Annotated in this window: 21 protein-coding genes; 13 read left to right on the forward strand and 8 right to left on the reverse strand. The window is 72.4% G+C overall.

Annotation, left to right across the window (positions count from 1 at the left end):
- Position 1: 1 nt before the first annotated feature.
- Positions 2-1039, reverse strand: coding sequence for an Rv2578c family radical SAM protein (locus ACWFRU_RS11050; protein WP_453685801.1), 1038 nt, complete (start codon positions 1037-1039; stop codon positions 2-4).
- A 153-nt stretch (positions 1040-1192) separates the two neighbouring features.
- On the opposite strand from ACWFRU_RS11050, the gene ACWFRU_RS11055 reads away from it, so the two are divergent.
- The 4 genes from ACWFRU_RS11055 to ACWFRU_RS11070 all read left to right on the forward strand — a co-directional run bounded on the left by ACWFRU_RS11055 (position 1193) and on the right by ACWFRU_RS11070 (position 7673).
- Entirely contained in the window at positions 1193-1636 is a 444-nt protein-coding gene (locus ACWFRU_RS11055) for an SRPBCC family protein (protein ID WP_453685802.1), read from the forward strand.
- 217 nt (positions 1637-1853) lie between these two features.
- Positions 1854-4265 carry an MFS transporter gene (locus tag ACWFRU_RS11060; protein WP_453685803.1) on the forward strand — a complete coding sequence of 804 codons (2412 nt, stop codon included), beginning with the start codon at positions 1854-1856 and terminating at the stop codon, positions 4263-4265.
- 150 nt (positions 4266-4415) lie between these two features.
- The gene (locus ACWFRU_RS11065) at positions 4416-6860 is read left to right on the forward strand and encodes a SpoIIE family protein phosphatase (RefSeq protein WP_453685804.1); all 2445 of its coding nucleotides are present in this window, start codon (positions 4416-4418) and stop codon (positions 6858-6860) included.
- Positions 6861-6953: 93 nt separating this feature from the next.
- A complete protein-coding gene (locus tag ACWFRU_RS11070; RefSeq protein ID WP_453685805.1) occupies positions 6954-7673 on the forward strand; it encodes a class I SAM-dependent methyltransferase in 720 nt (239 codons plus the stop codon).
- A gap of 135 nt (positions 7674-7808) precedes the next feature.
- Here ACWFRU_RS11070 and ACWFRU_RS11075 read toward each other — a convergent pair whose 3' ends face one another.
- Positions 7809-8750: a LysR family transcriptional regulator gene (locus tag ACWFRU_RS11075; protein WP_453685806.1), complete on the reverse strand. Its 942-nt coding sequence runs from the start codon at positions 8748-8750 to the stop codon at positions 7809-7811.
- A 168-nt stretch (positions 8751-8918) separates the two neighbouring features.
- On the opposite strand from ACWFRU_RS11075, the gene ACWFRU_RS11080 reads away from it, so the two are divergent.
- The 8 genes from ACWFRU_RS11080 (at position 8919) to ACWFRU_RS11115 (ending at position 18480) form a co-directional block, all read left to right on the forward strand.
- Positions 8919-10355 carry an MFS transporter gene (locus tag ACWFRU_RS11080; protein WP_453685807.1) on the forward strand — a complete coding sequence of 479 codons (1437 nt, stop codon included), beginning with the start codon at positions 8919-8921 and terminating at the stop codon, positions 10353-10355.
- Between the two features lie 33 nt (positions 10356-10388).
- The gene (locus ACWFRU_RS11085) at positions 10389-10922 is read left to right on the forward strand and encodes a pyridoxamine 5'-phosphate oxidase family protein (protein ID WP_453685808.1); all 534 of its coding nucleotides are present in this window, start codon (positions 10389-10391) and stop codon (positions 10920-10922) included.
- Positions 10923-10928: 6 nt separating this feature from the next.
- The gene (locus tag ACWFRU_RS11090; RefSeq protein ID WP_453685809.1) at positions 10929-11762 is read left to right on the forward strand and encodes a M55 family metallopeptidase; all 834 of its coding nucleotides are present in this window, start codon (positions 10929-10931) and stop codon (positions 11760-11762) included.
- Positions 11755-13107: a M20/M25/M40 family metallo-hydrolase gene (locus ACWFRU_RS11095; RefSeq protein ID WP_453685810.1), complete on the forward strand. Its 1353-nt coding sequence runs from the start codon at positions 11755-11757 to the stop codon at positions 13105-13107. Before ACWFRU_RS11090 ends, ACWFRU_RS11095 begins: the two co-directional genes overlap by 8 nt.
- A gap of 36 nt (positions 13108-13143) precedes the next feature.
- Positions 13144-15129 carry a dipeptidyl-peptidase 5 gene (locus tag ACWFRU_RS11100; RefSeq protein WP_453685893.1) on the forward strand — a complete coding sequence of 662 codons (1986 nt, stop codon included), beginning with the start codon at positions 13144-13146 and terminating at the stop codon, positions 15127-15129.
- Positions 15126-16049 (forward strand): S66 peptidase family protein, encoded by a 924-nt coding sequence (locus tag ACWFRU_RS11105; protein ID WP_453685811.1) that lies wholly within the window; start codon positions 15126-15128, stop codon positions 16047-16049. Before ACWFRU_RS11100 ends, ACWFRU_RS11105 begins: the two co-directional genes overlap by 4 nt.
- 140 nt (positions 16050-16189) lie before the next feature.
- Entirely contained in the window at positions 16190-16441 is a 252-nt protein-coding gene (locus ACWFRU_RS11110; protein WP_453685812.1) for a DUF1049 domain-containing protein, read from the forward strand.
- A 59-nt stretch (positions 16442-16500) separates the two neighbouring features.
- Positions 16501-18480 (forward strand): DUF5107 domain-containing protein, encoded by a 1980-nt coding sequence (locus ACWFRU_RS11115; RefSeq protein ID WP_453685813.1) that lies wholly within the window; start codon positions 16501-16503, stop codon positions 18478-18480.
- A gap of 15 nt (positions 18481-18495) precedes the next feature.
- On the opposite strand, the gene ACWFRU_RS11120 is transcribed toward ACWFRU_RS11115, so the two are convergent.
- From ACWFRU_RS11120 to ACWFRU_RS11140, 5 genes are all read right to left on the reverse strand, one after another.
- Positions 18496-19791 carry an amidohydrolase family protein gene (locus tag ACWFRU_RS11120; RefSeq protein WP_453685814.1) on the reverse strand — a complete coding sequence of 432 codons (1296 nt, stop codon included), beginning with the start codon at positions 19789-19791 and terminating at the stop codon, positions 18496-18498.
- 68 nt (positions 19792-19859) lie between these two features.
- Positions 19860-21140: an amidohydrolase family protein gene (locus tag ACWFRU_RS11125; RefSeq protein WP_453685815.1), complete on the reverse strand. Its 1281-nt coding sequence runs from the start codon at positions 21138-21140 to the stop codon at positions 19860-19862.
- A gap of 163 nt (positions 21141-21303) precedes the next feature.
- Positions 21304-21993, reverse strand: coding sequence for a GntR family transcriptional regulator (locus ACWFRU_RS11130; protein WP_453685816.1), 690 nt, complete (start codon positions 21991-21993; stop codon positions 21304-21306).
- A gap of 71 nt (positions 21994-22064) precedes the next feature.
- Positions 22065-22418, reverse strand: coding sequence for a VOC family protein (locus tag ACWFRU_RS11135; protein WP_453685817.1), 354 nt, complete (start codon positions 22416-22418; stop codon positions 22065-22067).
- Positions 22419-22482: 64 nt separating this feature from the next.
- Positions 22483-23583, reverse strand: a complete 1101-nt coding sequence (locus ACWFRU_RS11140) for an enolase C-terminal domain-like protein (protein ID WP_453685818.1) — start codon at positions 23581-23583, stop codon at positions 22483-22485.
- 292 nt (positions 23584-23875) lie between these two features.
- Here ACWFRU_RS11140 and ACWFRU_RS11145 point away from each other — a divergent pair, with 292 nt between their 5' ends.
- A complete protein-coding gene (locus ACWFRU_RS11145) occupies positions 23876-25732 on the forward strand; it encodes a transketolase (RefSeq protein ID WP_453685819.1) in 1857 nt (618 codons plus the stop codon).
- Between the two features lie 6 nt (positions 25733-25738).
- Here ACWFRU_RS11145 and ACWFRU_RS11150 read toward each other — a convergent pair whose 3' ends face one another.
- Entirely contained in the window at positions 25739-26284 is a 546-nt protein-coding gene (locus ACWFRU_RS11150; protein WP_453685820.1) for a hypothetical protein, read from the reverse strand.
- Between the last annotated feature and the right edge of the window lie 135 nt (positions 26285-26419).

The raw sequence follows: 26419 nt of genomic DNA on the forward strand, positions 1-26419 counted from the left end.
GTCAGAGCAGCGTGAGCTGGGTGTCGGCGGGGGATGCGGGCTCGGGGGACTGGGGTGTGCGGATGCGGCGGGGGGTGTCGGCGCGCGAAGGGCCTATGCCGAATTCCTCGGCCAGTTCGTGTACTTGACCGGTGATGCGGCGCTGGTACCACTTGGGGGCGTACGCGCCCTCCGCGTACAGCCGTTCGTAGCGGCGTACGAGGTGGGGGTGGTGCTGGTGCAGCCAGGTCATGAACCACTCGCGTGCCCCGGGCCGCAGATGCAGCACCAGCGGGGTCACGGACGTCGCCCCCGAGGCGGCGATGGCCCGTACGGTCGCCAGCAGTTGCTCGGGGCGGTCCCCGAGGAAGGGGATCACCGGCGCCATCAGCACCCCGCACCCGATGCCGTGATCCGTCAGCGTCCGTACGACGTCGAGGCGCCTTTGGGGAGCGGGCGTGCCCGGCTCCACGGTGCGCCACAGTTCCTGGTCGACGAAGCCCACCGAGACCGAGACGCCGACGTCCGTGACGTCGGCGGCCTGGCGCAGGAGGTCGAGGTCCCGCAGGATCAGCGTGCCCTTCGTGAGGATGGAGAAGGGGTTCGCGTGATCGCGCAGGGCGGCGATGATCCCGGGCATGAGGCCGTAGCGTCCCTCCGCCCGCTGATAGCAGTCGACGTTCGTGCCCATCGCTATGTGCTCGCCGTGCCAGCGGGGCGAGGCGAGCCGGCGCCGCAGCAGGTCGGGGGCGTTGACCTTGACCACGATCTGGCTGTCGAAGCCGAGCCCCGTGTCCAGGTCCAGGTAGCTGTGCGTCTTGCGCGCGAAGCAGTACACGCACGCGTGCGTGCAGCCCCGGTACGGGTTGACCGTCCATTCGAACGGCATGCGGGACGCACCGGGCACCCGGTTCACGATCGTTCTGGCCCGGATCTCGTGAAACGTGATGCCGGCGAATTCAGGGGTGTCGAAGGTCCTCGTGGTGACCGCGTCCGCGCCGAACAGCGCGGCATCCGCGACACCCCGTGACGGCCCGTCGGCGAGGTTCTCCCAGCGCATGACGCCTCCTCGGTAGCACTGACCACAGAATAGAACACATGTTCCCTTGATCGTGCGAGGGGATACCTCGGTGACCCCGATTTGGGGGCCCGGCGGGCGGGGTGGTTGGCTTCCGGGGATCACCCTGAACAACCGAGTGCTGGAGGAAGTGCCATGGCGCAGGTCGAGGCGACCACGGAGCGGATCATCGCGGCGCAGCCGGAGGACGTCTTCGACGCGCTCGCCGACTACGAAGGCACGCGTCCCAAGATCCTGTCCGAGCACTTCAGCGAGTTCGAGGTGCGCGAGGGCGGCGACGGCGAGGGGACGCTCGTCCACTGGAAGCTGCAGGCCACCAGCAAGCGCATCCGGGACTGCCTCCTGGAGGTCAGCGAGCCGACCGACGGGGAGCTCGTCGAGAAGGACCGCAACTCCTCCATGGTCACCAAGTGGACCGTGACCCCGGCGGGGGAGGGCAAGGCACGCGTCGTCGTCTCCACCGTGTGGAACGGCGCGGGCGGCATCGGCGGCTTCTTCGAGAAGACCTTCGCCCCCAAGGGGCTCGGCCGGATCTACGACGAGGTGCTCGGCAAGCTCGCCGCGGAGGTCGAGAAGTAGACCGACCCCCGGCCGGACCTCAACTCCGGTAGCCCAACAGGGTTGTTGTCACGCTCACCGTTTCGAGTGGTTTTCTGTTCGGGCCAATTGTACGGCGTAGGGCTCCCACCGGCAGATACGTGTGCCGGACCCCCGACAGGGGCGACTCGTCGCGCTTGCTCGCAGTTGTCGCGTAATGCGAGAAATGCGGCGCAGGCGCAGACGAGGGGAGCAGGACGTGGGCGGCACGACGCTGGTGAAGGGCGCCGAGCAGGGGGACTTGGCGGTGGTGGCGGTGCCTGCGGGCGTCGAGGAGCCGCCACCACCCCAAGAGCATGTGTCGGCGGCGGCGGGACTCAGCCCCGGGCGTGTCCGGATGGTGTTCGTCGGACTCATGCTCGCCCTGCTGCTCGCCGCCCTCGAGCAGATGATCGTCGCCACCGCGCTCCCGAAGATCGTCGGTGAGCTGCACGGCCTGGACAAGATGTCCTGGGCGATCACCGCCTACCTGCTGACGTCCACGATCGGCCTGCCCATCTACGGCAAGCTGGGCGACCTCTTCGGCCGCAAGGGCGTCTTCCAGTTCGCGATTCTCATCTTCATCATCGGCTCCGCGCTCGCCGGCTGGTCCCGCACGATGGACCAGCTCATCGCCTTCCGCGCCATCCAGGGCATCGGCGCGGGCGGCCTCATGATCGGCGTGCAGGCGATCATCGCGGACATCGTCCCGCCCCGGGAACGCGGCCGCTACATGGGCCTGATCGGCGCCGCCTTCGGCCTCGCGTCGGTCGCCGGACCCCTGCTCGGCGGCTTCTTCACCGACCACGTCACCTGGCGCTGGTGCTTCTACTTCAACGTGCCCTTCGGGCTCGTCACCCTCCTCGTCGTCAGCTTCGGGCTCAAGCTCCCCAAGCGCGCGGTCAAGGCCCGACTCGACGTGCTGGGCGCGCTGTTGCTCGCCTCCGCCTCCACCTGCCTGGTGCTCCTGACCAGTTGGGGCGGCACCGAGCACGCGTGGGGCTCACGCGTCATCCTGGGGCTCGCGGCCGGGGCCGTCGTCTCGGTCGTGCTCTTCGTGGTCGCCGAACGCTTCGCCGCAGAACCGATCATCCCGCTGCGCCTGTTCCGCGACTCGGTCTTCAACATCACCGCGCTGGTCGGCATGGTCGTGGGCATCGCGCTCTTCGGGGCGGCCAGTTATCTGCCGACGTTCCTGCAGATGGTCGACGGCGCGAGCGCCACCGAGTCCGGACTGCTCATGCTGCCGATGATGGGCGGCGTGGTCGGCGCCTCGATCCTCTCCGGCCAGCTCATCAGCCACACCGGGCGCTACAAGATCTACCCGGTGCTCGGCGGCATCCTGTCCGTCATCGGCATGTGGCTGCTCTCCCGCCTGGAGGCCGACACGCCCCGGCTGCACTACAGCATCTGGATGGCCGTGCTCGGCGCGGGCGTCGGCCTCGTCATGCCGGTGCTCATCCTCGCGGTGCAGAACGCCGTACGCCCCTCCGACCTGGGCACGGCCACCAGCGCCAACAACTACTTCCGGCAGATCGGCGGCAGTGTCGGCGCCGCCATCTTCGGCACGCTCTTCGCCGACCGCCTCGCGGACTCGCTCGCCGACCGCATCCCGGCCGGGGCCGGGCTTCCGGACCCCGAGGCCATCACCCCGCAGCTCGTCCACGCGATGCCCGCCCCGCTGCGCGAGGGCTACATCCAGGCGTACGCCGACGCGATGCCCCGGATCTTCCTCTACCTGGTGCCGGTCCTCGTCCTCGGCATGCTGATCACCTTCTTCCTCAAGGAGACCCCCCTGTTGTCCAGCGCAGCGTCCCAGGACGCCCCCACCGCCGAAGCCACACCCGTCCCGCAGGCCCGTACCTCCTACGCCGCCGGTGTGCCCGTCTGCGGCACCGTGCAGCACCCCGACGGCACCGTCGTGCCCCGCGCCGCCCTCACCCTCATCGACGTCGCGGGCCGCCAGATCGGCCGCGGTGCGAGCGGCGACGACGGGCGGTACGCGCTCTCCACACCGGGCTCGGGATCGTTCGTCCTGATCGCCGCCGCCGGAGGGCACCAGCCGCAGGCGGTCACCGTCACCGTCGGCGAGCGCCCGGTGGAACTCGACGTGGTGCTCGGCGGCGCGGGACGCCTGGCCGGCAGCGTGGTCACCGCCGACGGGACCCCGGTCAGGGACGCCGCGGTGACCCTCACCGACGTCCGCGGCGAGGTCGTCGCCACCACCCGCAGCGGGCGCGAAGGCGGCTATGTGATCACGGAGTTGGTGGCCGGCGAGTACACCCTGGCCGCCAGCGCACCCGCCTTCCGCCCGGCGGCCCTGCCCGTCAGCGTGCAGGCCTCCCGCGAGACACGGCAGGACGTCGAGCTCGCCGGCGGCGCCGTCCTGCGCGGCACCGTGCGGGCCAACGGCGGCCGGCCCGTGGAGGACGCCCGCGTGACGCTCCTCGACGCGGCGGGCAACGTCGTGGACACCCTCACGACCAAGGAGGACGGCACCTTCCGGTTCATCGACCTGTCGTCCGGCGAGTACACCGTCATCGCCGCGGGCTACCCGCCGGTGGCGACCGTGCTCCAGGTCGCGGGCGGGGGCCGCACGGAACGGGATCTCCAGCTGGGCCACGAGGACTAGGGCCCATTTGACGGCAGGGAGGGAAAATACCCGCCGGAGGCGCCCCCGTGGGGCCCAATTCCCTTATTGCACCGCACGGCAACCTGTGCCGGTCGTACGGTGGTTGGGGCGGCGCAGGCCTTCGCGGTGCCGCCGGAAGGAGCGTTGGCCATGGAATACGGCACCCCGGACGGGCCGGTGGCGCAGCATGCCGTGGCCGGCCGGATCCCACTCGCCGTGGTCGTCATCGACGGCGCGGGCCTCGTGTCGCACTGGAGCACCGGCGCGCGCAAGCTGTTCGGGTACGCGAAAGAGGCGGCGGTCGGCAGTCCGGCGGGCGACCTGCTCCCCGTGGCGGGCGCGATCCCCGAGAGCCACGCCGACTACGGCGAGTACGACGGCCTGGGGCCCGACCTGGAGACCTCCCTCGACGGACGCATCTCGTACCCCGCCGCCGGGCGCGCGCGACTCTCCGTGCCCGGCGGCGAACACCACAGGGTGGACGTCCTGTGGTGGGCCTACCCTCTCGTCGGCCCCGGGCCGGAGCGGCTGCTCGTCCTCGCGGCGGACGCCGACCGGCTGGCCGACGAGGACGACCCCGAGCCGGGGCAGGTCGAGCGCATCGCGCCGGGCTTCGCCCTGCACACGGACTTCCCCGGAGCGGACGAGCTGGCCGACCGGCTGCCCGAGATCCTGCCCAGCATGAGCGTGGGCGAGAGCTCCCGCATCGTGGCGCAGATCCTCGAACTGGGCTATCCCGTCCTGGAGTTCAGCAAGCACGACCGCGTGCCCGTCACGCCCGACTGGGGCGTGCCCCGGCGCGCCGAGCGCAAGGCGCGCAGGCTGCGCGCCCAGCAGGCCGCCGCGGAAGGCGGCGCACCCGAGCCCGGCGCCCGCGACGAGGGCGAGGACCTCGAGTACGCGGCGGTGCGCGAACACCTGGAGTTCCTGAACGAGGTCAGCGGACGCATCGGCTCCTCGCTCGACCTCTCGCAGACGATCATCGAGGTGAGCCGCGCCGTCGTGCCGCGCTTCACCGACGTCGCGGGCACCTACCTGCGCGAACAGGTCGTCGCGGGCGAGGGCTTCCCCGAGGGGCCGCCGGACGAGACCACGATGTGGCACCGGGTCGCCGTGGAGCACACGGACGAGCCGGGCCGCTGGGACGACGTCGTGCCCGTCGGTGAGTCCATGCCCTTCCCGTCGCACACCCCGTTCTTCCAGTGCATGACCTCCGGCGATCCGGTCCTCGTGCCGCGCATCACCGAGGAGATGGGCAACGCGATCGCCTCGCAGTTCGAGAAGCGCGACATCCGCCCGCTCATCAACCATCGCTCGATGCTCGTCGTACCGCTGAAGGCCCGCAACGTGGTGCTCGGATTCATGATCCTGCTGCGCCACCGGGAGCGGCCCGTCTTCAACGACATGGACCGCGTCACCGGCGCCGAACTCGCTGCCCGCGCCGGCCTCGTGCTCGACAACGCCCGCATGTACACCTACCAGGAGAGCGTCGCCGACACCCTCCAGGACAGCATGCTGCCGCACATCGAGCCGCGCATGACCGGCTGCGACATCGCCACGCGCTATCTGCCGGGCACGCTCCTCGGCCGGGTCGGCGGCGACTGGTTCGACTCCGTGAAGCTGCCCGGCTCGCGCACCGCGCTCGTCGTCGGCGACGTGATGGGCCACGGCCTCAACTCGGCGGCGATGATGGGCCAGTTGCGCACGGCCGTCCAGACCATGGCCGCCCTGGACCTGCCGCCCGCCCAGCTCCTGCGCAACCTCGACGACCTGGCGCAGCGGCTCGGCGAGCACTATCTCGCGACCTGCCTGTACGCGGTCTACGACCCCATCGCGAGCGAGCTGCACCTCGCCAACGCGGGCCACATCCCGCCCGTGCTCGTGCGCGCCGAGGACGGCCGCAGTGAACTCCTCGACCTGCCGACGGGGGCGCCCATCGGCGTGGGAGGCGTGCCCTTCGAGGCGGTCACCGTACGCGTGGCGCCCGGCGACCGGCTCCTGATGTGCACCGACGGCCTCGTCGAGGTCCGCGGCGAGGACATCGGTGTCGGCCTCGCCACGCTCACCGAGTCCGCGGCCCACCCAGCCGCCTCCATGGACGCCGCCTGCGACACCATCATCCGCGCGCTCGCCGTGACATTTGCTAGCGCGGGCCGCGGCGGGCGCAAGGACGACGTGGCCCTCCTGATGGCACGCCTGAACGGCATCGCGGACGAGGACGTCGCGAGCTGGCGGCTCGCACTCGACCCGAGCGAGGTGAGCAGGGCCCGCGACCTGGTCCGCGCCCAACTGCGCACCTGGTCCCGCGACGCCCTCGCCGAGACCGCCGAGCTCCTGGTCAGCGAACTCGTCACCAACGCCGTACGGCACTCGCGCGGTGGCCGGGTCGAACTCCGCCTGGTCCGCTCGGGGGCCACGCTGGTCTGCGAGGTCGAGGACGACGACCACACCCTGCCCACCTTGCTGAACGCGGGCCCCGGCGACGAGTTCGGGCGCGGACTGCGGATCGTCAGCGTGCTCGCCAAGGAGTGGGGGACCAGCCGTACGGCCTCCGGCAAGACCGTGTGGTTCGAGCTGGGGCCGCCGCGCAATTGATGGCGCCGGTGACTTGTCCGTGCACCCCGGGCGCGATAGACCGATCTTGCCGTCATCTTCGGCGGTCGTCGTCGCAATCCTGGGGAGCTGGGCATGAGCGTCACGCGTCGGTACAGAGAGGCCTGGGAGGGGTTCTGGCGGGACGCCCCCGACGAAGCGGGAGCCGTTTTCTGGGACGCGGAACCCGTGCTCACGGCGGGCATCCACCTCGCCCTCTTCGAACCGCACATGGTGGCCGCGGGGCTGCCCCTCCTGGACCTCGGCTGCGGCAACGGCACCCAGACGCGCTTCCTCGCCGACCGCTATCCGCGCGTCCTGGGCGCCGACCTGGCCGCCGCCGCGCTGCGTCACGCACGGGACGCCGACCCGGCGGGACAGGTGGAGTTCCGGCAGGTCGACGCCGCGGAGAAGACGGAGGCGGAGCAACTGCACGCGGAGATCGGCGACGCGAACGTCTACATGCGCGGCGTGCTCCACCAGTGCGACCCCGACGACCGCCAGCCGCTCGTCGACGGCATCGCGACGCTGCTCGGCGAGCGCGGCAGAGCGTTCGTGGTGGAGCTCGCCGAGGCCGCGGGCCCGATCCTGCGAGGCCTCGCACAGAGCCCCGAGGGCCCGCCGCCGAAGCTGGCGCCGGTCTTCGCGCACGGCATCGCGCCCGGCGAGGTCGCCGACGCCGCGGTGCCGGAGTACGTCACCGCGGCGGGCCTGACAGTGCTCGCGAAGGGCGAACTCCCGCTTACCACCACCGAGTTCACACCGGACGGCACACGCATCGAACTGCCGTCGAAGTGGCTGGTGGTGGGGCGGTGAGGCCGTGCGCGGGCCGGCCCCCGACAGGCCGGGAGGCCCCGGGCCGTGTGAGGCTCACGAGCGGGAACCCTCGGCATGACCGCCGTCGGCGCGGTCCGTGCGGCGCGCCGCACCGGGCCCCGGCCCCCGCTCCCGTCAGCCCGCCGCCGTGACGGCTCTTGGCACCACGCTGCGGGGGTCACCCTGCGCCACCTCGTGGGCCACCTCGCGCGCGGTCCGCGCGAAGGCCGCGACCGCGCCCGTGCCGTGCCCGGCCCGCCACACCAGGCCGTAACCGACCGGCTCGGCGTCGGCGAAGGGCACGTAGGCGACTCCCGGGCGGGTGAAGTACGTCCCGGTGTGCGCGGGGGCCAGGAAGGCGCCCTTGCCGCCCGAGACCAGCATCAGCGCCTCCTGCATGTTGGTCACCCCGGGTCCGCGGCCGATCGGTTCGCCGGAGGGGGTGCGTGCGGGGACGTGGTGCTCCAGCCAGTAGTCGGGCACCTCGCCCGCGATCGTCAGGAGCGGCACACCGGCCAGGTCGTCCAGCGTGACCGAGTCCCGCGCCGCCAGCGGGTGCGCCGAAGCGATCGCGAGGACACGCTCCTCCGTGAGCAGCGCGGGACCGCCGCCCAGGTCCTCCTCGCGCACCGGGAACTCCGTCAGCTGCACGTCGAACTCGCCTTTGCGCAACTGCCCGTACGGATCGCCGAGCGGCACCTCGCAGATCTCCACGGCAAGCCCCGGATGGCTCACGCGCAGCGCCTCCGTCGCCCGCATCACGATCTCGCCGGCCAGCGGGTTGGCGAAACCGACGTGCAGCACGCTGTCGATGCCGCGCGCCGTGGCCGCGGCCCGCTCGACGGCCTCGTCGATCGCCCGGTGATGCGGTTCCAGGTCGGCACGGAGCTGCCGGCCGAGCGCGGTGAGGCCGACACGGCGGCTCGTGCGGACGAACAGCGGTGCGCCGACGCGGCGTTCGGTGCGCTGGATCAGCTGGCTCACCCGGGCCCGGGACAGCCGCATGCGCTCGGCCGTCCTGCCGAAGTGCAACTCCTCGGCCAGGAGCAGAAAACACTCCAGTTCATCGCGTTCCATCGACGTCCCCCCAGGCTGCTCGGATCGGTAAGCCTGGTTGAACGAACGTTGCGATCTTCGCCGTTGTTCCGTCCCCGCGCCCTGGCCGAGGCTGAGTGAGCCGGGAAATTCCCCGGCAACACCCGCGGCAACACTCCCGCACCAGCGATGAATTGGCGGAGAAGAGACATGAGTTCACAGTTCAAGCCCCGTGAGTGGGGCGTCCTGCTCGTCCTGTGCGGCGCGATCTTCCTGGAGGGCATCGACGTCGCCATGCTCAACGTGGCCCTGCCGTCCATCCGCGCCGACCTGGGCCTGTCCACCGGCTCCCTGCAGTGGGTCATGAGTGCCTACGTCCTCGGCTACGGCGGTTTCATGCTGCTCGGCGGACGCGCCGCCGACCTCTTCGGACGCCGCCAGATGTTCGTCTTCTGGCTCTCCGTCTTCCTGGTCTTCTCCGGGCTCGGCGGATTCGCCACCGAGGGCTGGACACTGATCGTCGCCCGTTTCGTCACCGGCGTCGCCGCGGCCTTCATGACCCCCGCGGGCCTCTCCATCATCACCACCGGCTTCGAGGAGGGCCCGCGCCGCAACAAGGCGCTGCTCTTCTACTCGGGCACCGCCGCGGGCGGCTTCTCGATCGGCCTGGTCGTCGGCGGTCTGCTCACCGCGATCGGCTGGCGCTGGGTGTTCTTCGTGCCCGTGGTGCTCTCCGCCCTGATCCTGGCCGCCGCGCTCGCCTACGTCCCCAAGTCGCCGCGGCCCGACCGCACCGGGCAGAGCGTCGACCTGGCGGGCGCCCTCACGGTCACCGGCGCCATCGTGCTGCTCGTCCTCGGCGTGGAGCGCGCATCGCACGCGAGCGCCGCCGCCACGATCGGCACGCTCGCCGCGGGCCTCGCCCTCCTCGCCGTCTTCGTCGCCGTGGAGCGCCGCTCGGCCTCCCCGCTCGTCCGCCTGGGGATCTTCCGCAGCGGCGCCCTGGTCCGCGCCAACCTCGCGGGCCTCTTCTTCGCTGGCGGCTTCTTCGGGTTCCAGTTCCTGGTCGTCCTCTACCTCCAGGAGCTGCGGGACTGGTCCACGCTCCAGACCAGCCTCGCGATGATCGTCATCGGCGCCGACGCGGTGCTCTCGCCCACGCTCACCCCCAAGCTGGTCGAACGCTTCGGCAACGCCCGTGTCATCTTCGGCGGCCTTCTCCTCGCCGCGCTCTCCTACGCCCTGTTCCTGCCGGTCGGCGCCGACTGGACGTACCTGGCGATGTTCCCCAGCCTGATCATCCTCAGCCTCGGCTTCGCCCTCACCTACGGACCGCTCACCATCGTCGCCACCGAGGGCGTCAAGGAGGAGGAGCAGGGCCTGGCCGGCGGGCTGCTCTACACCGCCTTCCAGTTCGGAGCCGCCCTCGGCCTCTCCACGGTCACCGCCGTCAACGTCTGGGCCACCACGTCGAGTTCACCCTCCGCGCTCCTGGACGGCTACCGCGCCGCCCTCTGGGTCCCGCTCGCGGCGGCCCTGCTCGCCGCGCTGATCAGCGCCTTCGGACTGCGCTCGCGACCGGGCACGGTGACGGCCTCCGGCGAACCCGCTGCCGGGCACACCCCCGAGATTCCGGCGACCCACTGATCCGCCACCCCACCCCAGCAAGGAGCACCCGACATGCCCACCACCAAAGTCAGCGACTTCTCCGAGGTTCGGGACACGTTCTTCTCGTACGTACGCGACATCAAGTACGCCACGATGATCACCGTCGACCGGAAGCACCGTCCCCGGGCCCGCGTCCTGCTGCCCGTCTGGGAGCTCGTCGACGGCCGCCCGGTCGGCTGGCTCGCCGCGTACAAGACCCCCGTCAAGGCCGCCCACCTGGCCGGCAACCCGCACACCACCTACTCCTACTGGAACCCCCGCCAGAACACCGTCCACGTCGACGCCCTCTCCACCTGGGCCGAGGACGAGGCATCCAGACGCCACGCCTGGGAGCTCTACACCCGGGGCGGCCCGCCCGGCGTGGGATACGACCCCGTCCACTACTGGCGCGGCGGCCCGGAGGACCCCGAGTACCACGTGATCCGCATCGAGCCCTGGCGCATCCAACTGGTGCGCGGATCGGACCTGCGCAGCACACTCTGGCAACCGGCACGCGACGCGGTCACCGACGGATCTGGTCCAGGAGTTGGCGAACGCGTAGCGTGAGGCGGCATGAAGATCCTGATCAGCGCAGACATGGAGGGGGCCACGGGTGTCACGTGGCCGGCCGACGTGCTGCCCGGTACGCCGCAGTGGGAGCGGTGCCGTTCGATGTTCACCTCGGACGTCAACGCCGCCGTGCTCGGCTTCTTCGACGGGGGCGCCGACGAGGTGCTCATCAACGAAGCCCACTGGACCATGCGCAACCTGCTCCTGGAGGACCTGGACGAGCGGGCCGAGATGCTCACCGGGCGGCACAAGGCCCTCTCCATGGTCGAGGGCGTCCAGCACGACGACGTGGACGGCATCGCCTTCATCGGCTACCACGCGGGCGCCGGCATGGAGGGTGTGCTCGCGCACACCTACCTCGCCAACTCGATCACCGGCGTGTGGGTCAACGGCGACCGGGCCAGCGAGGGACTGCTGAACTCCCACGTCGTCGCCGAGTACGGGGTGCCCGTCGTCCTCGTCACCGGTGACGACCTGGCCTGCGAGGACGCCCTCGGCTACGCGCCCGGCGCGCTGAAGGTCGCAGTGAAGGACCACGTGTCGCGGTACGCGGCGGTCTGCCGCACCCCCCGGCGGACCGCCTCCGACATCCGCGCCGCGGCCAAGGAGGCGGCCCCGCTCGCCGTACGGCACGAACCGGTCCAGGGCGGCCCGTTCACCGTGGAGCTCGAATTCGACGCCGAGCACCTGTCCATGGCGTCCACCGTGGTGCCGGGCGTGCGGCGCACCGGCGAGCGGAAGATCGCGTACACCAGCGACACCATGTACGAGGGCATTCGTACGTTCAAGGCGGTCACGACGATCGCATCGGCCGCCGTGGAGGAGCAGTATGGCTGAGGAGCAGCCGGGGCATCGGAGCGCCGGACACGTCGACGGGCAGGCGCTCGACGAGGTCGTCCGGTTCACCTCCGAACTCATCCGCATCGACACCACGAACCGGGGCAGCGGCGACTGCCGGGAGCGGCCCGCCGCCGAGTACGCGGCCGAGCGCCTGGCAGGCGCCGGGCTCGAACCGAAGCTCCTGGAGCGGACACCGGGCCGTACGAACGTGGTGGCACGCATCGAGGGCACGGACCCCTCCGCCGACGCGCTGCTCGTGCACGGCCATCTGGACGTCGTGCCCGCCGAGGCCGCCGACTGGAGCGTGGACCCCTTCTCCGGGGAGATCCGCGACGGCGTGGTCTGGGGCCGCGGCGCCATCGACATGAAGAACATGGACGCGATGATCCTGGCCGTGGTGCGCGGCTGGGCGCGCGCGGGAGTGCGGCCGCGGCGGGACATCGTGATCGCGTTCACCGCCGACGAGGAGGCCAGCGCCGAGGACGGGTCCGGGTTCCTCGCCGATCAGCACGCGTCCCTCTTCGAGGGCTGCACGGAAGGCGTCAGCGAGTCCGGCGCCTTCACCTTCCACGACGGCCGCGGCAATCAGCTCTATCCCATCGCGGCGGGGGAGCGCGGCACCGGCTGGCTCAAACTGACCGCGCGCGGCAGGGCCGGTCACGGCTCGAAGGTGAACCCCGACAACGCCGTGAGCAAGCTGGCAGCGGCGATCGCCCGCATCGGGGAGCACCGCTGGCCGGTGCGGCTCACGCCGACGGTCCGCGCCTCCCTGACCGAACTGGCCGCGCTGTACGGGGAACAGGCCGATCTGGACGCGCCCGGCTTCGACGTGGACGCGCTCCTGGAGAAGCTCGGCCCGGCCGCCGACCTGGTCGCGCCGACCGTGCGGGGCAGCGCCAACCCGACGATGCTGCAAGCCGGTTACAAGGTGAACGTGATTCCGGGCGAAGCCGTCGCCTATGTGGACGGCCGGTATCTGCCGGGCGGCGAGGAAGAGTTCGCCGCCACCCTTGACCGGCTCACCGGACTGGACGTCGACTGGGAGTTCCACCACCGCGAGGTGGCGCTGCAGGCGCCGGTCCACTCGTCGACGTACGCGAAGATGCGGGCAGCCGTCGAGGAATTCGCGCCCGAGGGACAGGTCGTGCCGTACTGCATGTCCGGCGGCACGGACGCCAAGCAGTTCTCGCGACTCGGCATCACCGGCTACGGCTTCTCGCCGCTGAGGACACCGGAGGGCTTCGACTACCAAGCGCTCTTCCACGGGGTCGACGAGCGCGTCCCGGTCGACGCGCTGCACTTCGGCGTCCGCGTACTCGACCGCTATCTGAGAACGGCCTAGGGAACACAACCGATCATGGGGGAAGAGAAGGACATGATGGAGACCCAGGCTTACGGATCATGGCCGTCGCCCATCGACGCGGCGCTCGCCGCGGCCCACGACGGCTCCCCGGCCACCGTGGGCTTCGTCGGGGACGAGGCGTGGTGGACCGAGCCCAGGCCCGCCGAGGGCGGCAGGCGCGCCCTGGTGCGACGGCGTCCGGACGGCACGGAGGAGTCCGTGCTGCCCCAGCCGTGGAACGTGCGCAGCCGGGTCATCGAGTACGGGGGGCGTTCGTGGGCCGGGGCAGCGGGGCCCGAGGGGCCGCTGATCGTGTTCGCGAACTTCGCGGACCAGCGCCTGTACGCGTACACGCCCGACGTCCCCGGAGCTGAGCCGAGCCCCCTGACGCCACTCTCCCGCGTGGGCGGCGGCCTGCGGTACATCGACCCGTGCGTGCACCTGGACCGGGGCGAGGTGTGGTGCGTCCTGGAGGAGTACACCGGGGAGGGGCCGACCGATGTGCGCAGAGTCGCCGTCGCCGTGCCGCTCGACGGTTCGGCGGCCGACGACCGCGCGGCGGTGCGGGAACTCTCCGACGACCGGCACCGCTTCCTCACCGGGCCCCGCCTCTCGCCGGACGGCGCCCGTGCGGCGTGGATCGCCTGGGACCACCCCCGGATGCCGTGGGACGGCACGGAACTCCTGGTCGCAGAGGTCCGCGCGGACGGCACGTTCGGCGCCCCGCGGGTGTTCGCGGGCGGGCCCGAAGAGTCCATCGCGCAGGCGGAGTGGGCCCCCGACGGACGGCTGCTGTTCGCGAGCGACCGCACGGGCTGGTGGAACCTCTACCGCGGTGACGTATCCGAGGGCGGCGACGGCGCACCCGTCTGTCCGCGCGAAGAGGAGTTCGGCGGCCCCCTGTGGCAGATCGGCTCCGGCTGGTTCGCGCCCCTGGACAGCGGCCTCGTCGTCGTCGTGCACGGCAAGGGTGCCACCGCGCTCGGCGTGCTCGACCCGGAGACCGGCGAGGTCGTCGACGCGGCGGGCCCCTGGACCGAGTGGGCGGCGACCGTCGCGGTGAACGGCACCCGTGCCGTCGGCGTCGCGGCCAGCCCCCGCAGCGCGTACGAGGTCGTGGAGCTGGACACCAGCACCGGCCGCGCCCGCGTCATCGGCGCCGCGCACGACGACCCGGTGGACACCGCGTACTACCCCGAGCCGCGCATCCGCACCTTCAGCGGCCCGGCGGGCCGCGAGATCCACGCGCACGTCTACCCTCCGCACCACCCGGCCTGCGTCGCCCCCGACGAAGAACTCCCGCCGTACGTGGTGTGGGTGCACGGCGGGCCCACCAGCCGCTCCCCGCTCGTGCTCGACCTGGAGATCGCCTACTTCACCTCGCGCGGCATCGGCGTCGCCGAGGTCAACTACGGCGGCTCGACGGGCTACGGCCGCGAGTACCGCAACCGGCTGCGCGAACAGTGGGGCATCGTCGACGTGGAGGACTGCGCCGCCGTCGCCCTGGCCCTGGCCGACGAGGGCACCGCCGACCGCGACCGCCTCGCGATCCGCGGCGGCAGCGCGGGCGGCTGGACCACGGCCGCCTCGCTGACCACGACGGACGTGTACGCCTGCGGCACGATCATCTACCCCGTTCTCGACCTCACGGAGTGGGCCGCCGGCGGGACCCACGATTTCGAGTCGCGTTATCTGGACTCGATGATCGGCCCCTTCGACGAGGTGCCGACACGGTACGTGGAGCGTTCCCCCGCGGAGCACGCCGACCGGGTCGGCGTGCCCTTCCTGCTGCTGCAGGGCCTCGACGACGTGATCTGCCCGCCCGAACAGGCCGAGCGGTTCGTCTCCGAACTTCAGGGGCGCGGCGTGCCGCACGCCTACATCGCCTTCGAGGGCGAGGGGCACGGATTCCGCCGCGCGGACACACTGATCCGGGCCCTGGAGGCCGAACTCGCCCTGTACGCCCAGGTGTTCCGCCTGAAGCTGTCGGGCACCACGCCCACCCTGGAGCTCTCCAAGTGATACCCCTGACACGCCCCGCGCGGCTCACCCCCGGCGCGCGGGTCGCCGTCGTCGCGCCCAGCGGACCCATCCCGGAGGAGCGGCTCCAGGCGGGCCTCGACATCCTGCGGGGCTGGGACCTCGATCCGGTCGTCGCCCCGCACGTCCTGGACCGCCACCCGGGGCTGGACTACCTCGCGGGCACGGACGCCGACCGCGCCCGCGACCTCCAGGAGGCCTGGTGCGACCCGTCCGTCTCCGCGGTGCTCTGCGCGCGTGGCGGCTACGGAGCCCTGCGCATGGTGGAGGCGCTGGACTGGGCGGCGATGCGGGCCGCGGGCCCCAAGGTGTTCGTCGGCTACAGCGACATCACCACACTGCACGAGGCGTTCGCGGCGCGCCTCGGCCTCGCGACGCTGCACGGCCCGATGGTCGCGGCCATGGACTTCCTCAAGAACGCCCGAGCGCAGGAGCACTTGCGGGCCACGCTCTTCGCACCCGAGCAGGTCCAGGTGATCGCCTCGGGCGGGACGGCGCTCGTGCCGGGCCGCGCGCGAGGTGTGACCCTCGGCGGCTGCCTCTCCCTGCTCGCCGCGGACATCGGCGCCCCCCAGGTGCGCGCGTCGGCGCGCGGCGGGCTGCTCTTCCTGGAGGACATCGGCGAGGAGACGTACCGCCTCGACCGCTACCTCACCCAACTCCTGCGAGCGGGCTGGTTCGAGGGGGTGCGCGGGGTGGCGCTCGGCTCGTGGGTGGACTGCGATCCGTACGACTCGGTGCGGACGCTGCTGCTCGACCGGCTGGGCGGTCTTGGTGTGCCGGTCGTCGAGGAGTTCGGTTTTGGGCACTGCGACGGGGCGCTGACCGTGCCGTTCGGCCTGGCGGGTGAACTGGACGCGGACAAGGGGACGTTGACGCTGGAGACGCCCGCGCTGGCATGAGGCCCGCCGCACGCGCCGCACCTCACCCGTTTGGCCCACGCCCCCACCCTGGAGGAGCATCCACCGCGCGCGAACCCGGCCGAGATGCCCATGCTGGTCACCGGGGGATGCCGGCCGAAGCTCCGACGGAAGGTCCACGCATGGGTCCCAGCAGCTCGACGGGCGGCCCGAAGGGCGGCTCGGGCGGCGGTGGCGGTGGCGTCATGACGCCCGGCAGGATCGCCGTCCTCGCGATCGCCGTCCTCACCCTGGTCTTCATCTTCGAGAACACCCGCCACACCAAGATCAGACTTCTGATCCCGGAAGTGACCATGCCCCTGTGGGTGGCGCTCCTGGGCACCGGCCTGATCGGCGCGCTGTGCGGGGCGTACTTCATGCGTCGGCGCAAGTAGCGGCTTCGCGGAATCCCGACCGGGAGAGACCCTGGTCGGGACGGCGCCGAGCGTGTTCCATGGTGATCGTGACGACCACCGTGCGACGTGACGTACTGACGCTGCCCGCCGCCCCGTTGGGCCCCGAGAACCCGCTGCCGCCGCTGCGGCCGCTCCGTGAGGTGCACACGCTGGACGAGCGCGACAGAGAGGGCCTGCCGCGCGACATGGCGCGCCAGCTCGGATACGCGCCGTTGCGCGGGGTCCTGCCGACGCGGGTGCTCGACGGGTACGGGCGCGAGCGGACCGACACCACCCTCGACACCCTGGTCATCGAGAACGACCGGTTGCGCGCCACCGTCCTGCCGGGCTTCGGCGGCCGCGTCCACTCCCTCTTCCACAAGCCGACCGGCCGTGAACTCCTCTACCGCAACCCGGTGCTGCAACCCGCCGCCTTCGCGCTGAACGGCGCCTGGTTCTCCGGCGGCATCGAGTGGAACATCGGCGCCACCGGCCATACGACGCTGTCCTGCGCACCCCTGCACGCCGCGCGCGTGACGGCGCCCGACGGCGGCGAGATGCTGCGGCTCTGGGAATGGGAGCGGCTGCGCGACGTGCCCTTCCAGGTGGACCTGTGGCTGCCCGGGGACTCCGACTTCCTCCACGTCGGCGTGCGGATACGCAACCCGCACGAGAAGGCGGTCCCGGTCTACTGGTGGTCCAACATCGCCGTGCCCGAGGAGCGCCGGGTCCTCGCCCCGGCCGACGAGGCCTGGCACTTCGGGTACACGGGCGCGCTGCGCAAGGTGCCGGTGCCCGAGACCGACGGCGTGGACCGGACCTACCCGCCGCGCAGCGAGTTCGCCGCCGACTACTTCTACGACGTACCGGACCGCTCACGGCGCTGGATAACCGCGCTCGACGACGACGGGCACGGCCTCGTCCAGACGTCGACCGACCTGCTGCGCGGCCGCAAACTCTTCGTGTGGGGTTCCGGCACGGGCGGGCGGCGCTGGCAGGAGTGGCTGACGGAGCCCGGCACGGGAGGGTACGCGGAGATCCAGGCCGGCCTCGCACGGACCCAGCTGGAGCACGTACGCCTGGACGCCGAGGGCGAGTTCAGCTGGCTGGAGTCGTACGGACCGCTGTCGGCTGACCCGGGCCTCGTGCACGGACCCGACTGGCGTGCCGCGCGCGAGGAGGCCCGGGCGCGGCTCGCGGACGCGCTGCCGCGCGGCGCGGTGGAGGAAGCCTACGACGCGTGGCGGCCGTGCGCGGACACCGAGCCGGGCGAGGTGCTCGCCGCCGGGTCCGGGTGGGGCGCGCTCGAAGTCCTGCGCGCGGGCTACAAGCTGCCGGGCACGCCGTTCGCCGAGTCCACCCTCGGCCCCGATCAGGAACCGTGGCTGGAGCTCCTGCACTCCGGCGCCGTCCCCGAGCCGCGCCGGGTGGCGCCGCCCGGCCCGACCCTGGTCGCCCCGCACTGGCGGGACATGCTGGAGACGGCGCCCGCGCGGCCGGCCGCCGAGTACCACCTGGGCGTGGCGCAGTGGCACGCGGGCGACCTGGCGCAGGCGGTGCGCAGCTGGGAGCGCGGCCTCGAACTCGCCCCCTCGCGCTGGCCGTTCCTGCGCTGCCTCGCGGTCGCCGACGAGGACGCGGGGAACCTGGAGCGGGCCGCCGACCGGTACGCGGAAGCCTTCGACGACCTGTGCCAGGAGCGGCGCGACGACGGTGTCCTGTGGACGTCCGCGAGTGCCGCCCTCGGCAGGGAGGTGATGGGTGTCCTGCTCGCGGCCGGGCGCAAGGAGGCGGCCCGCGCTGTGTGGGAGCGCCTGCATCCGGCCACGCGGGCGGAGGGCCGCTTCCGCCTCGTCGAGATTCAACTGCTCCTGGCGGAGGGCGAGAAGGCCGCCGCGCGGGCGATGTTCGACGAGGGCTTCGAGGTCGCCGACCTGCGTGAGGGCGCCGAGGTGCTCGGCGAGCTGTGGCGCGCGGTGACCGACGAGGAGCTGCCCGCCCGGTACGACTTCCGGATGCGGGCAGCTTCGCGGGAGTGACGCCCGACCCCGTGGTTACGCCAGCTCGCCGTTCCTGGCGACGACCTTGCCGCCGTGCACCACCATGTCCCGCTGCGGCATGTCCACCAGGACCTGCGGCAGGCACTCGCCGCGCACGAGGATGAAGTCGGCGGGGGAGCCGGGCTTGAGGTCGGCGTGGTCCAGGCCCATCACGTCGGCGCCGCCGTGCGCGCCCACGTCGTAGCAGTCGGTGAGCTCGTCGTCGAGACGGACGTCGGTGACCCAGCCGAGGATGTGCGCGCGGTGCAGCATGTCGGCGTTGCCGAACGGGCTCCACGCGTCGCGCACCCCGTCCGAGCCGAGCCCGACCCGCACCCCGTGCTCACGCAGCCTCGCGATCGGCAGGACCAGCGACTCGTTCGGCGCCACCGTCGTCAGGGAGATGTCCTGCTCACCCAGGTCGGCCGCCATCTTGCCCAGGTCGGTGTCGGACAGCTTCGGCAGGCAGAAGACGTGGCTGACCGTGACCTTGCCGCGCAGGGACAGCGCGCGGGTGCGGTCGATGATCGCCCGCAGGACCTTCGTGCCCTTCTCGTCGCGGTCGTGGAGGTGGATGTCCACGCCGACCCCGTGGCGGTCCGCGAGGCCGAAGACCAGGTCGAGCTGTTCGTCCATCGCGTCGTCGAAGCTGATCGGGTCGATGCCGCCGACCAGGTCGACGGCGCCGGAGCGGGCCGCTTCCTCCAGGAGCTCCGCCGTGCCCGGGGTCCGGATCACGCCGTGCTGCGGGAAGGCCACGATCTGCACGTCCAGGGCGTCCCGCAGCCGCTCGCGGGCCGCGTTCACGCCCTCGACACCGGCCAGGTCGTAGGCGGGCGCCACGTCCACGTGGGCGCGCATCGCGCGGGTGCCGCGGGTCACGGCGTGCGCCATCAGGCCATAGGCGCGCCCGCCGACCGGCCGGGCCTGGCTCTTGAACAGCTCCACGTCCTGGGCGCAGTAGTCGGCGATGCCGCTCGCGGGCTTGCGCGTGACCCAGTCGCCGCCCCACGTCGTCTTGTCCGGGTGGATGTGGGCGTCCACGAGCGAGGGCAGGGCGACCCGGCCGCCGCCGTCGATCACCTTGGCGCCCTTGGGCGCCCGGCCTTGCGTGATGCGGCCGTCGACGACCGTGAGGTCCACGGGGGTCTTCGCGCCGAAGGGGCGCACGTTGCGGAACACCACGGCCTTGGGGCGGTGCTTGTCACCCTGAGGCGCCGCGGCGGCGGGGGTGGCGGCGGAGAGGGCGGCTCCGGCACCCGCGAGGGCGGCGGCTCCGGCGAGTATGCCGCGACGGGAGAGAGGCGTCATGGGGGTCTCCTTCGAGAGGGGTGGTGCGGAGGAGTGGTGCGCGGGGAGTACCGGGGGCTCGGGGGTGTTCAGACCGCGATGCCCGAACGCACCACGCGTACCGGCTTCTTGAGGACCGTCACGTCGGCCAGCGGGTCGCCGTCCACCAGAAGCACGTCACCGGCGAAGCCACGCGCGAGGCGGCCCGCCGTGCCGTCGACGCCGAGCAGCTTGGCGGCGCCGGTGGTGGCCGTACGGATCGCGTCGAGCGCGGAGAGGCCCGCCGCCCGCATCAGCTCCACCTCGCGGCCGATGGGCTTGATCTTCCCGCCGGAGGAGTCCGTGCCCGCGGCCAGCGGCACGCCCAGCTCGTGCGCGGCGAGCACGGCCCGCTTCAGGACCGGCAGATACTGGCGGCCGCGCTCGGCGAGCACCGGGTCCGAGGACTCGGCGAGGCCCGCGATGGCGGTGAGCGTCGGCGTGAAGTACGTGCCCCTGCGCCGCATCTCGTGCAGCGTGCGCTCGCCGACGAACGCCCCGTGCTCCAGCGAGCGGATGCCCGCCATGACGGCGTCGTGGCAGCCCTTCTCGCTGTAGCTGTGGCAGAGCACGCCCTTGCCGCCGCGCCGGGCCGCCGCGACCACGGCGGACAGCTGCTCCCGGTCGTACACCTGGGCCAGCGGGTCCTGCTCGGGAAGCCCCGCCCGCTCGTTGACCCGGGTCTTGATGACGTCGGCGCCCCGGGCGAGGTTGACCTCGACGACACGGCGCAGCGCCTCGGGCGAGCGCACGCCGTCACGCAGCCTGGCCAGCGGGGTCAGCTCCGGGTCTGCGAGGATCGTGTCGCCCAGGTCGGGCGTGACGAAGACACCGGCGGCGCGCAGACGGGGAGCCTGCTCCGGGGCCTGGCGGGCCAGTTCCCGTACGGCGATGTCCTGGAAGAAGTTGGTCGAGCCGCTGCGCGCGCTCGTCGCACCGAGCAGCACCGCGTCGCGTGCCTCGGCCGCGGTGTTGAGGTGGATGTGCGCGTCGACGAGCCCCGGCAGCATCCAGCGCCCGTGCGCGTCGAGCACCTCGGCGCCCTCGGGCACCTCCGTACGCCCGCGCCTGCCCGCCGCGCGCACGACCCCGTCCACGATGACGACCACCGCGTCCTCGGTGACCTCCCCGGTCGCGGGGTCCAGGAGGGTGCCGCCCTCGACGACCAGATCACCGCCGGTCCGCCGGGTCGCGGGGGTTGCGGGGCTCGCGCCGGCCCGGGGCGCGGCGGCGGCCAGCGCGGCCGTGGTCCCGGCGAGCGCCGCCGCACCCGCGAGGACGCCGCGCCGGGTGAGCCGGGAGGAGGGCGGAGGGATGGACTCGACGCACATGGGGCTGCTCCAGGGCGGGTGGCGGAGGGAACGCGTCCGCAGTTTGTATACCAAGCTGGAGAGGCCCGCAAGGGAGCCCGGTGAAATATGCGGGTATAGGCAGACCTCAAGTCAGGCGAGACGACTCCAAGCGGCACTCCGCGAGCCTTGGTATACAGAAGACCTAGGAGTCGTTCTCCTCGAAAAGCGCCCTCAGCGCCACCGCCTGGCTGTCCCGCACATGCAGCAGCGTGCTCGCCGCGGCCGTCTCCTCGTCGCCCGAGGCGATCTGCCGGTAGATCAGGTCATGCTGGGCCCGCATGTGGTCCGGCTCCGCGCGCATGCCGAACAGGAGTTGGAGCTGCCAGCTCAGCTGCTCCATCGTGCGGGCGAGCAGGGGATTGCCGGAGAGGGCCACGATGCCCTCGTGGAAGGCCGTGTGCGCGGCGACCTCGCGGGGCCCGTCGTCCACGTCCGACGCCTGCTCGGCCTGGTGCAGCGTGCCTCGCAGCGCGGCGAGACCCTGTGGCTCGTCCGGCGCACTCCGCGCCACCCGGCGGGCCGCGAGCCGGGACGCCTGCACGGCGAGCGGCTCCCACACCTCGTACAGATGCCGCACATCGGAGCGTTCCAGGCGGCGCACCCGCACCCCGCTGTGCGGCAGCAGTTCGAGCAGCCCCTCGGCGACCAGCGCGCGCAGCGCCTCCCGCACCGGGACCCGCGACATCCGCAGCTCCTCGGCGACCTCACGCTCCACCAGACGCGAGCCCAGCGGGTAGCGGCGGTCCACGATGCGCTGCCGGACGGCCTCGCGCGCCTGGGCGCTCAACGAGATCCGTTCCGTACCGTCCGCCGTACTGCCCGCCACGTGCACCGTCCTCCGTTCGGCCTGCCTGCTCGGCCTGCCTGCCGTGGAGGATACGGCGAGTGCCGCGCGGGCGCGGTTCAGGACGAGCCGCGCCGGTCCGCGTACTCGAACACCGTGCCGTCCGGGTGCACCGCGATGATGTTGCGGCCCACGGGCGTCGGGACGGGGCCCGCGATGACCCGGGCGCCGGAAGCGTTCAGGACGGCGTACGCCTCATCGACGTCCGGTACCGCGATCGTCGCCGAGACCTTCCTGAGGATCTCCAGCTCGCGCTCGGGCCCGCTCATCAGCAGAAAGCAGCCGACCGCCGCGACCGACACGCCCTCCCGCTCGAAACGCTGCGCGGTACCGCCCGCGAGGCGTTCGTAGAAGGCGACCGAGGACTCCAGGTCCTCGACGCAGATACGCAGCGTGGCTCCCAGGATCTCCATACGGGCGAGCCTAGTTGGCCCGGCCGCCGTCCGAGATCGTTTCGGCGGACTTCCGGGGGCGCGGCTACGCGACCCGGTACTCCTCGACCTCTTCCGTGCGCCGGAGCTCCAGGCCGTGGCCCACGCCGCCGTCGGGGCGGACGACGCCGCCCGTCGGATCGAGGGCGCCGTCGAAGAACATCGACTCGATCCGCACATGGTCGTGCAGCCACTCGATGTGCCGCAGATTCGGCACACACGCGGCGACCGCGGCATGCGCGTGCGGCGCGCAGCGGGCCGACACCTCGATCCCGTGCGCCTGCGCGAGGGCCGCGGCGCGCAGCCACTCGGTCAGACCGCCGCAGCGTGTCGCGTCCAGCTGAAGGCAGTCCACGGAGGGGACCATCCGCGCGAAGTAGGGGAGGTCGTAGCCGTACGCTCCGGCCGTCACGTCGCAGACCAGCGCGTCCCGCACCAGAGCGAGCCCCCGCAGATCCTCCGAGGGGACCGGCTCCTCGAACCAGCCCACACCGTGCTCGGCGAGCACCCGGCCCACCCGGATCGCCTGCTTGCGGGTGTAGCCGCCGCTCGCGTCGACGTACAACTCGGCCTGCGAGCCGATGACATCGCGCGCGGTGCGCACCCGCAGCACGTCGCGGGCCGCGGCCCGGCCCCAGGCCTCGCCGACCTTGATCTTCACGCGGGGGATGCGCTGGCCGTGCACCCAGCCGTTCAGCTGGGCCGCCAGATGCGTGTCGTGGTACGTCGTGAAGCCCCCGCTCCCGTACACGGGCACCTCGTCGCGGGCGGCGCCCAGGAGACGTACGAGCGGGATCTCCAGGAGGCGCGCCTTCAGGTCCCACAGGGCGATGTCGATCGCCGAGACGGCGCACGAGGCGGCACCGGGGCGGCCGGTGTTGCGCACCGCCTTGGTCATCGCCGTGTGCGCCGCGGGGATGTCGAGCGCGTCGAGGCCCGTGACGACCGGGACGAGCTGCTCGGCCAGCAGGGAGACGATGGACGCGGGACCGTAGGTCCAGCCCGTGCCCGTCGCGTCGCCCGCCGTGATCTCGACGATCACGATGGTGGTGCTCTCCCAGGCGAAGGTGCCGTCCGCCTCGGGGGCGTCCGCGGGGATCGAGTAGGCGGACATGGCGGGCATTTCGATGGGCACTGCGTCCTTCATCGGGACCGTCCTGATCACATGCGGAGTGGGGGGGGCGCGGGGCGGTGCGGGATCGGTTCACGACCCCCCCACACCTGCGGCGGCGCTCCGTACGGGTATCCCGAAGCCCGGCGGGCAAACCGGACCTGCCCCGGAACCCGTCCCGCGTGCCCGCGGTGTTTGACCGCGGGGCGCGAGGGCAACCCGAAGGGCCCGCGTGCCGGTGCCGTCGGCAGGTCCACGCCCGACAGGGGCCGAAGGCCGACGCGCCCGGCGGACCGCCACAACCGCACCCCCCCGAGGAGCGCCCGCCATGACCACCAGCGAACTCGCCCCACTCGCCCGGCAGTTGCGCGTCGACTCCGTCCGGGCCGCCGATGCCGCGGGCTCCGGGCACCCCACCTCCTCGCTGTCCGCCGCCGATCTGATGGCGGTGCTCGTCGCGCGCCACCTGCAGTACGACTTCGACCGGCCCGGCCATCCCGGCAACGACCGCTTCATCCTCTCCAAAGGGCATGCCTCGCCCCTCCTCTACGCGACGTACAAGGCGGCGGGCGTCGTCACCGACGACGAGCTGCTGACCTTCCGCGCCCAGGGCAGCCGCCTCGAAGGGCACCCGACGCCGCGCCGCCTCCCGTGGGTCGAGGTCGCCACGGGGTCCCTGGGGCAGGGGCTGCCCGTCGGCGTGGGCATGGCCCTCTCGGGCAAGCGGCTCGACCGGATTCCCTACCGGGTCTGGGTGCTGTGCGGTGACAGCGAACTAGCCGAGGGCTCGGTGTGGGAGGCCGTCGAGCACGCGGGGTACGAGCACCTGGACAATCTGACCGCCGTCGTCGACGTCAACCGCCTCGGGCAGCGCGGCCCCACCCGCCACGCCTGGGACCTGCACGCCTACGCCCGCAGGTTCGCCGCCTTCGGCTGGCATGTCGTGGAGGCCGACGGCCACGACCTCGACGAGATCGACCGCGCCTTCCAGGAGGCCTGCTCCACCACGCGCCAGCCCACGGTCGTCCTCGCCCGCACCGTCAAGGGCAAGGGAGTCGCCGCCGCCGAGGACCGCGAGGGCCTGCACGGCAAACCCCTGGCCGATGCGGCAGCGGCGGTCGAGGAGCTGGGCGGCGCCGGCGGCGGGGAGGACGTGCGCGTGGAGGTGCGCAAACCCGCCGCCGCGCGTGCGCTGCACGCGACACGCAGCGGCCATCTGGAACTGCCGCGCCACGAGGTGGGCGACTCCGTCGCCACCCGCACCGCCTTCGGCCAGGCGCTGACCGCGCTCGGCGCCGCACGCGGCGACATCGTGGCCCTCGACGGGGAGGTCGGTGACTCCACGCGGACCGAGTACTTCGCCAAGGAGCACCCCGACCGCTTCTTCGAGTGCTACATCGCCGAGCAGCAACTCGTGGCTGCGGCGGTGGGGTTGGCGGCCCGCGGCTGGGTCCCGTACGCGTCGACGTTCGCCGCCTTCCTCACCCGCGCCCATGACTTCGTCCGCATGGCGGCGATCAGCGGCTCCGGCATCAACCTCGTCGGGTCGCACGCGGGCGTGGCCATCGGCCAGGACGGGCCGTCCCAGATGGGTCTCGAAGACCTGGCGATGTTCCGCGCCGTACACGGTTCGACGGTCCTGTATCCGTGCGACGCCCACCAGACGGGCAAGCTCGTCGCGCAGATGGCGGGCCTGGACGGTGTGCGGTACCTGCGTACGTCGCGGGGGGACATGCCCGTCATCTACGGCCCCGGCGAGGAGTTCCCCGTCGGCGGCTCCAAGACCCTGCGCTCGTCCGACAACGACCGGCTCACGCTGGTCGCGGCGGGAGTGACCGTGCACGAGGCGCTGACCGCGGCCGAGTATCTGGACCGCGAGGGCATCCAGGTACGGGTCATCGACCTGTACTCGGTCAAGCCCGTCGACCGCGCCACTCTGCGCGAGGCCGCCGAACGCACCGGCTGCCTGCTCACCGTCGAGGACCACCGGCCGGAGGGCGGCATCGGCGACGCCGTCGTCGAGGCCTTCGCCGACGGCGGCCCGGTGCCCCGCCTGGTGCGGCTCGCGGTGAACACGATGCCCGGCTCGGCGTCCCCCGAGGAGCAGTTGCACCACGCCGGCATCGATGCCGAGTCCATCGCGGCGGCAGCGCGGCTGCTGGTGGAGCAGGCGGTCGTACGGTGAGGCCGGTCAGCGCCTGCCGGGACCCGTCGGTCGCGCCGGCCTCGTCGACCGGGCTGTCCGTGCCCTGAACCAGGCGTGGGACGTGGGCCGGAACATCAGGACCGTCGCCACGAGCACCGCGCTCAGATGCAGCACACGGCTCGCGCCGAACAGGACGTCCACCGCCCCCAGATCCCGGAAGGCGTCGCCCGGGGAGTGTCCCTCGGCCAGCCACCGGAGCGGTTCGACCACCAGGGACAGCGTGCCGAGGACGCCGAGCCCCACGGCGAGCGTCCAGCGCGCCCAGTTCCTGCCGCGGCGCAGCTGGACGGCGGTCAGGACGGCCGCCGAGAACACGGCCATCCGCAGCAGCAGGCCGCCCGCCAGTTCCCCGGCGGACGTGTCGCCGTCGGCCACGAGGCCGCCGGCCATGAGCACCGTCTCGAAGAAGCCCGCCACGACCGCGGTGATCCAGAGCGCGAAAGCGGCGTGGACGGGCGGGGGAGCGGAGGGTTCACCGCCGCCCGGCCGTGCGGGGCGGCGCCCCGGAAGTCCCTGCGTCGCGTTCGCCATGGTGCGCCTCGCTCACTGCGGTCCACCCTGAACCGTCCCTCTCGATGGTTCCGGCGAACGCGGCCCGGGGCACGCCCGCCGGCCCCCCTCTTCAGGTGTTGTCAGCACCCCTGCGCGGCATGGAAGGAACCCCCT

It is taken from the genome of Streptomyces sp. NPDC055099, assembly GCF_053607685.1.

Excerpts from the sequence above, each read along its gene's own strand:
- ACWFRU_RS11050 (WP_453685801.1), bottom strand. The coding sequence starts at position 1,039 with ATGCGCTGGGAGAACCTCGCCGACGGGCCGTCACGGGGTGTCGCGGAT.
- ACWFRU_RS11055 (WP_453685802.1), top strand. The coding sequence starts at position 1,193 with ATGGCGCAGGTCGAGGCGACCACGGAGCGGATCATCGCGGCGCAGCCG.
- ACWFRU_RS11065 (WP_453685804.1), top strand. The coding sequence starts at position 4,416 with ATGGAATACGGCACCCCGGACGGGCCGGTGGCGCAGCATGCCGTGGCC.
- ACWFRU_RS11070 (WP_453685805.1), top strand. The coding sequence starts at position 6,954 with ATGAGCGTCACGCGTCGGTACAGAGAGGCCTGGGAGGGGTTCTGGCGG.
- ACWFRU_RS11075 (WP_453685806.1), bottom strand. The coding sequence starts at position 8,750 with ATGGAACGCGATGAACTGGAGTGTTTTCTGCTCCTGGCCGAGGAGTTG.
- ACWFRU_RS11080 (WP_453685807.1), top strand. The coding sequence starts at position 8,919 with ATGAGTTCACAGTTCAAGCCCCGTGAGTGGGGCGTCCTGCTCGTCCTG.
- ACWFRU_RS11085 (WP_453685808.1), top strand. The coding sequence starts at position 10,389 with ATGCCCACCACCAAAGTCAGCGACTTCTCCGAGGTTCGGGACACGTTC.
- ACWFRU_RS11090 (WP_453685809.1), top strand. The coding sequence starts at position 10,929 with ATGAAGATCCTGATCAGCGCAGACATGGAGGGGGCCACGGGTGTCACG.
- ACWFRU_RS11095 (WP_453685810.1), top strand. The coding sequence starts at position 11,755 with ATGGCTGAGGAGCAGCCGGGGCATCGGAGCGCCGGACACGTCGACGGG.
- ACWFRU_RS11100 (WP_453685893.1), top strand. The coding sequence starts at position 13,144 with ATGGAGACCCAGGCTTACGGATCATGGCCGTCGCCCATCGACGCGGCG.
- ACWFRU_RS11110 (WP_453685812.1), top strand. The coding sequence starts at position 16,190 with ATGGGTCCCAGCAGCTCGACGGGCGGCCCGAAGGGCGGCTCGGGCGGC.
- ACWFRU_RS11115 (WP_453685813.1), top strand. The coding sequence starts at position 16,501 with ATGGTGATCGTGACGACCACCGTGCGACGTGACGTACTGACGCTGCCC.
- ACWFRU_RS11120 (WP_453685814.1), bottom strand. The coding sequence starts at position 19,791 with ATGACGCCTCTCTCCCGTCGCGGCATACTCGCCGGAGCCGCCGCCCTC.
- ACWFRU_RS11125 (WP_453685815.1), bottom strand. The coding sequence starts at position 21,140 with ATGTGCGTCGAGTCCATCCCTCCGCCCTCCTCCCGGCTCACCCGGCGC.
- ACWFRU_RS11135 (WP_453685817.1), bottom strand. The coding sequence starts at position 22,418 with ATGGAGATCCTGGGAGCCACGCTGCGTATCTGCGTCGAGGACCTGGAG.
- ACWFRU_RS11140 (WP_453685818.1), bottom strand. The coding sequence starts at position 23,583 with ATGAAGGACGCAGTGCCCATCGAAATGCCCGCCATGTCCGCCTACTCG.
- ACWFRU_RS11145 (WP_453685819.1), top strand. The coding sequence starts at position 23,876 with ATGACCACCAGCGAACTCGCCCCACTCGCCCGGCAGTTGCGCGTCGAC.
- ACWFRU_RS11150 (WP_453685820.1), bottom strand. The coding sequence starts at position 26,284 with ATGGCGAACGCGACGCAGGGACTTCCGGGGCGCCGCCCCGCACGGCCG.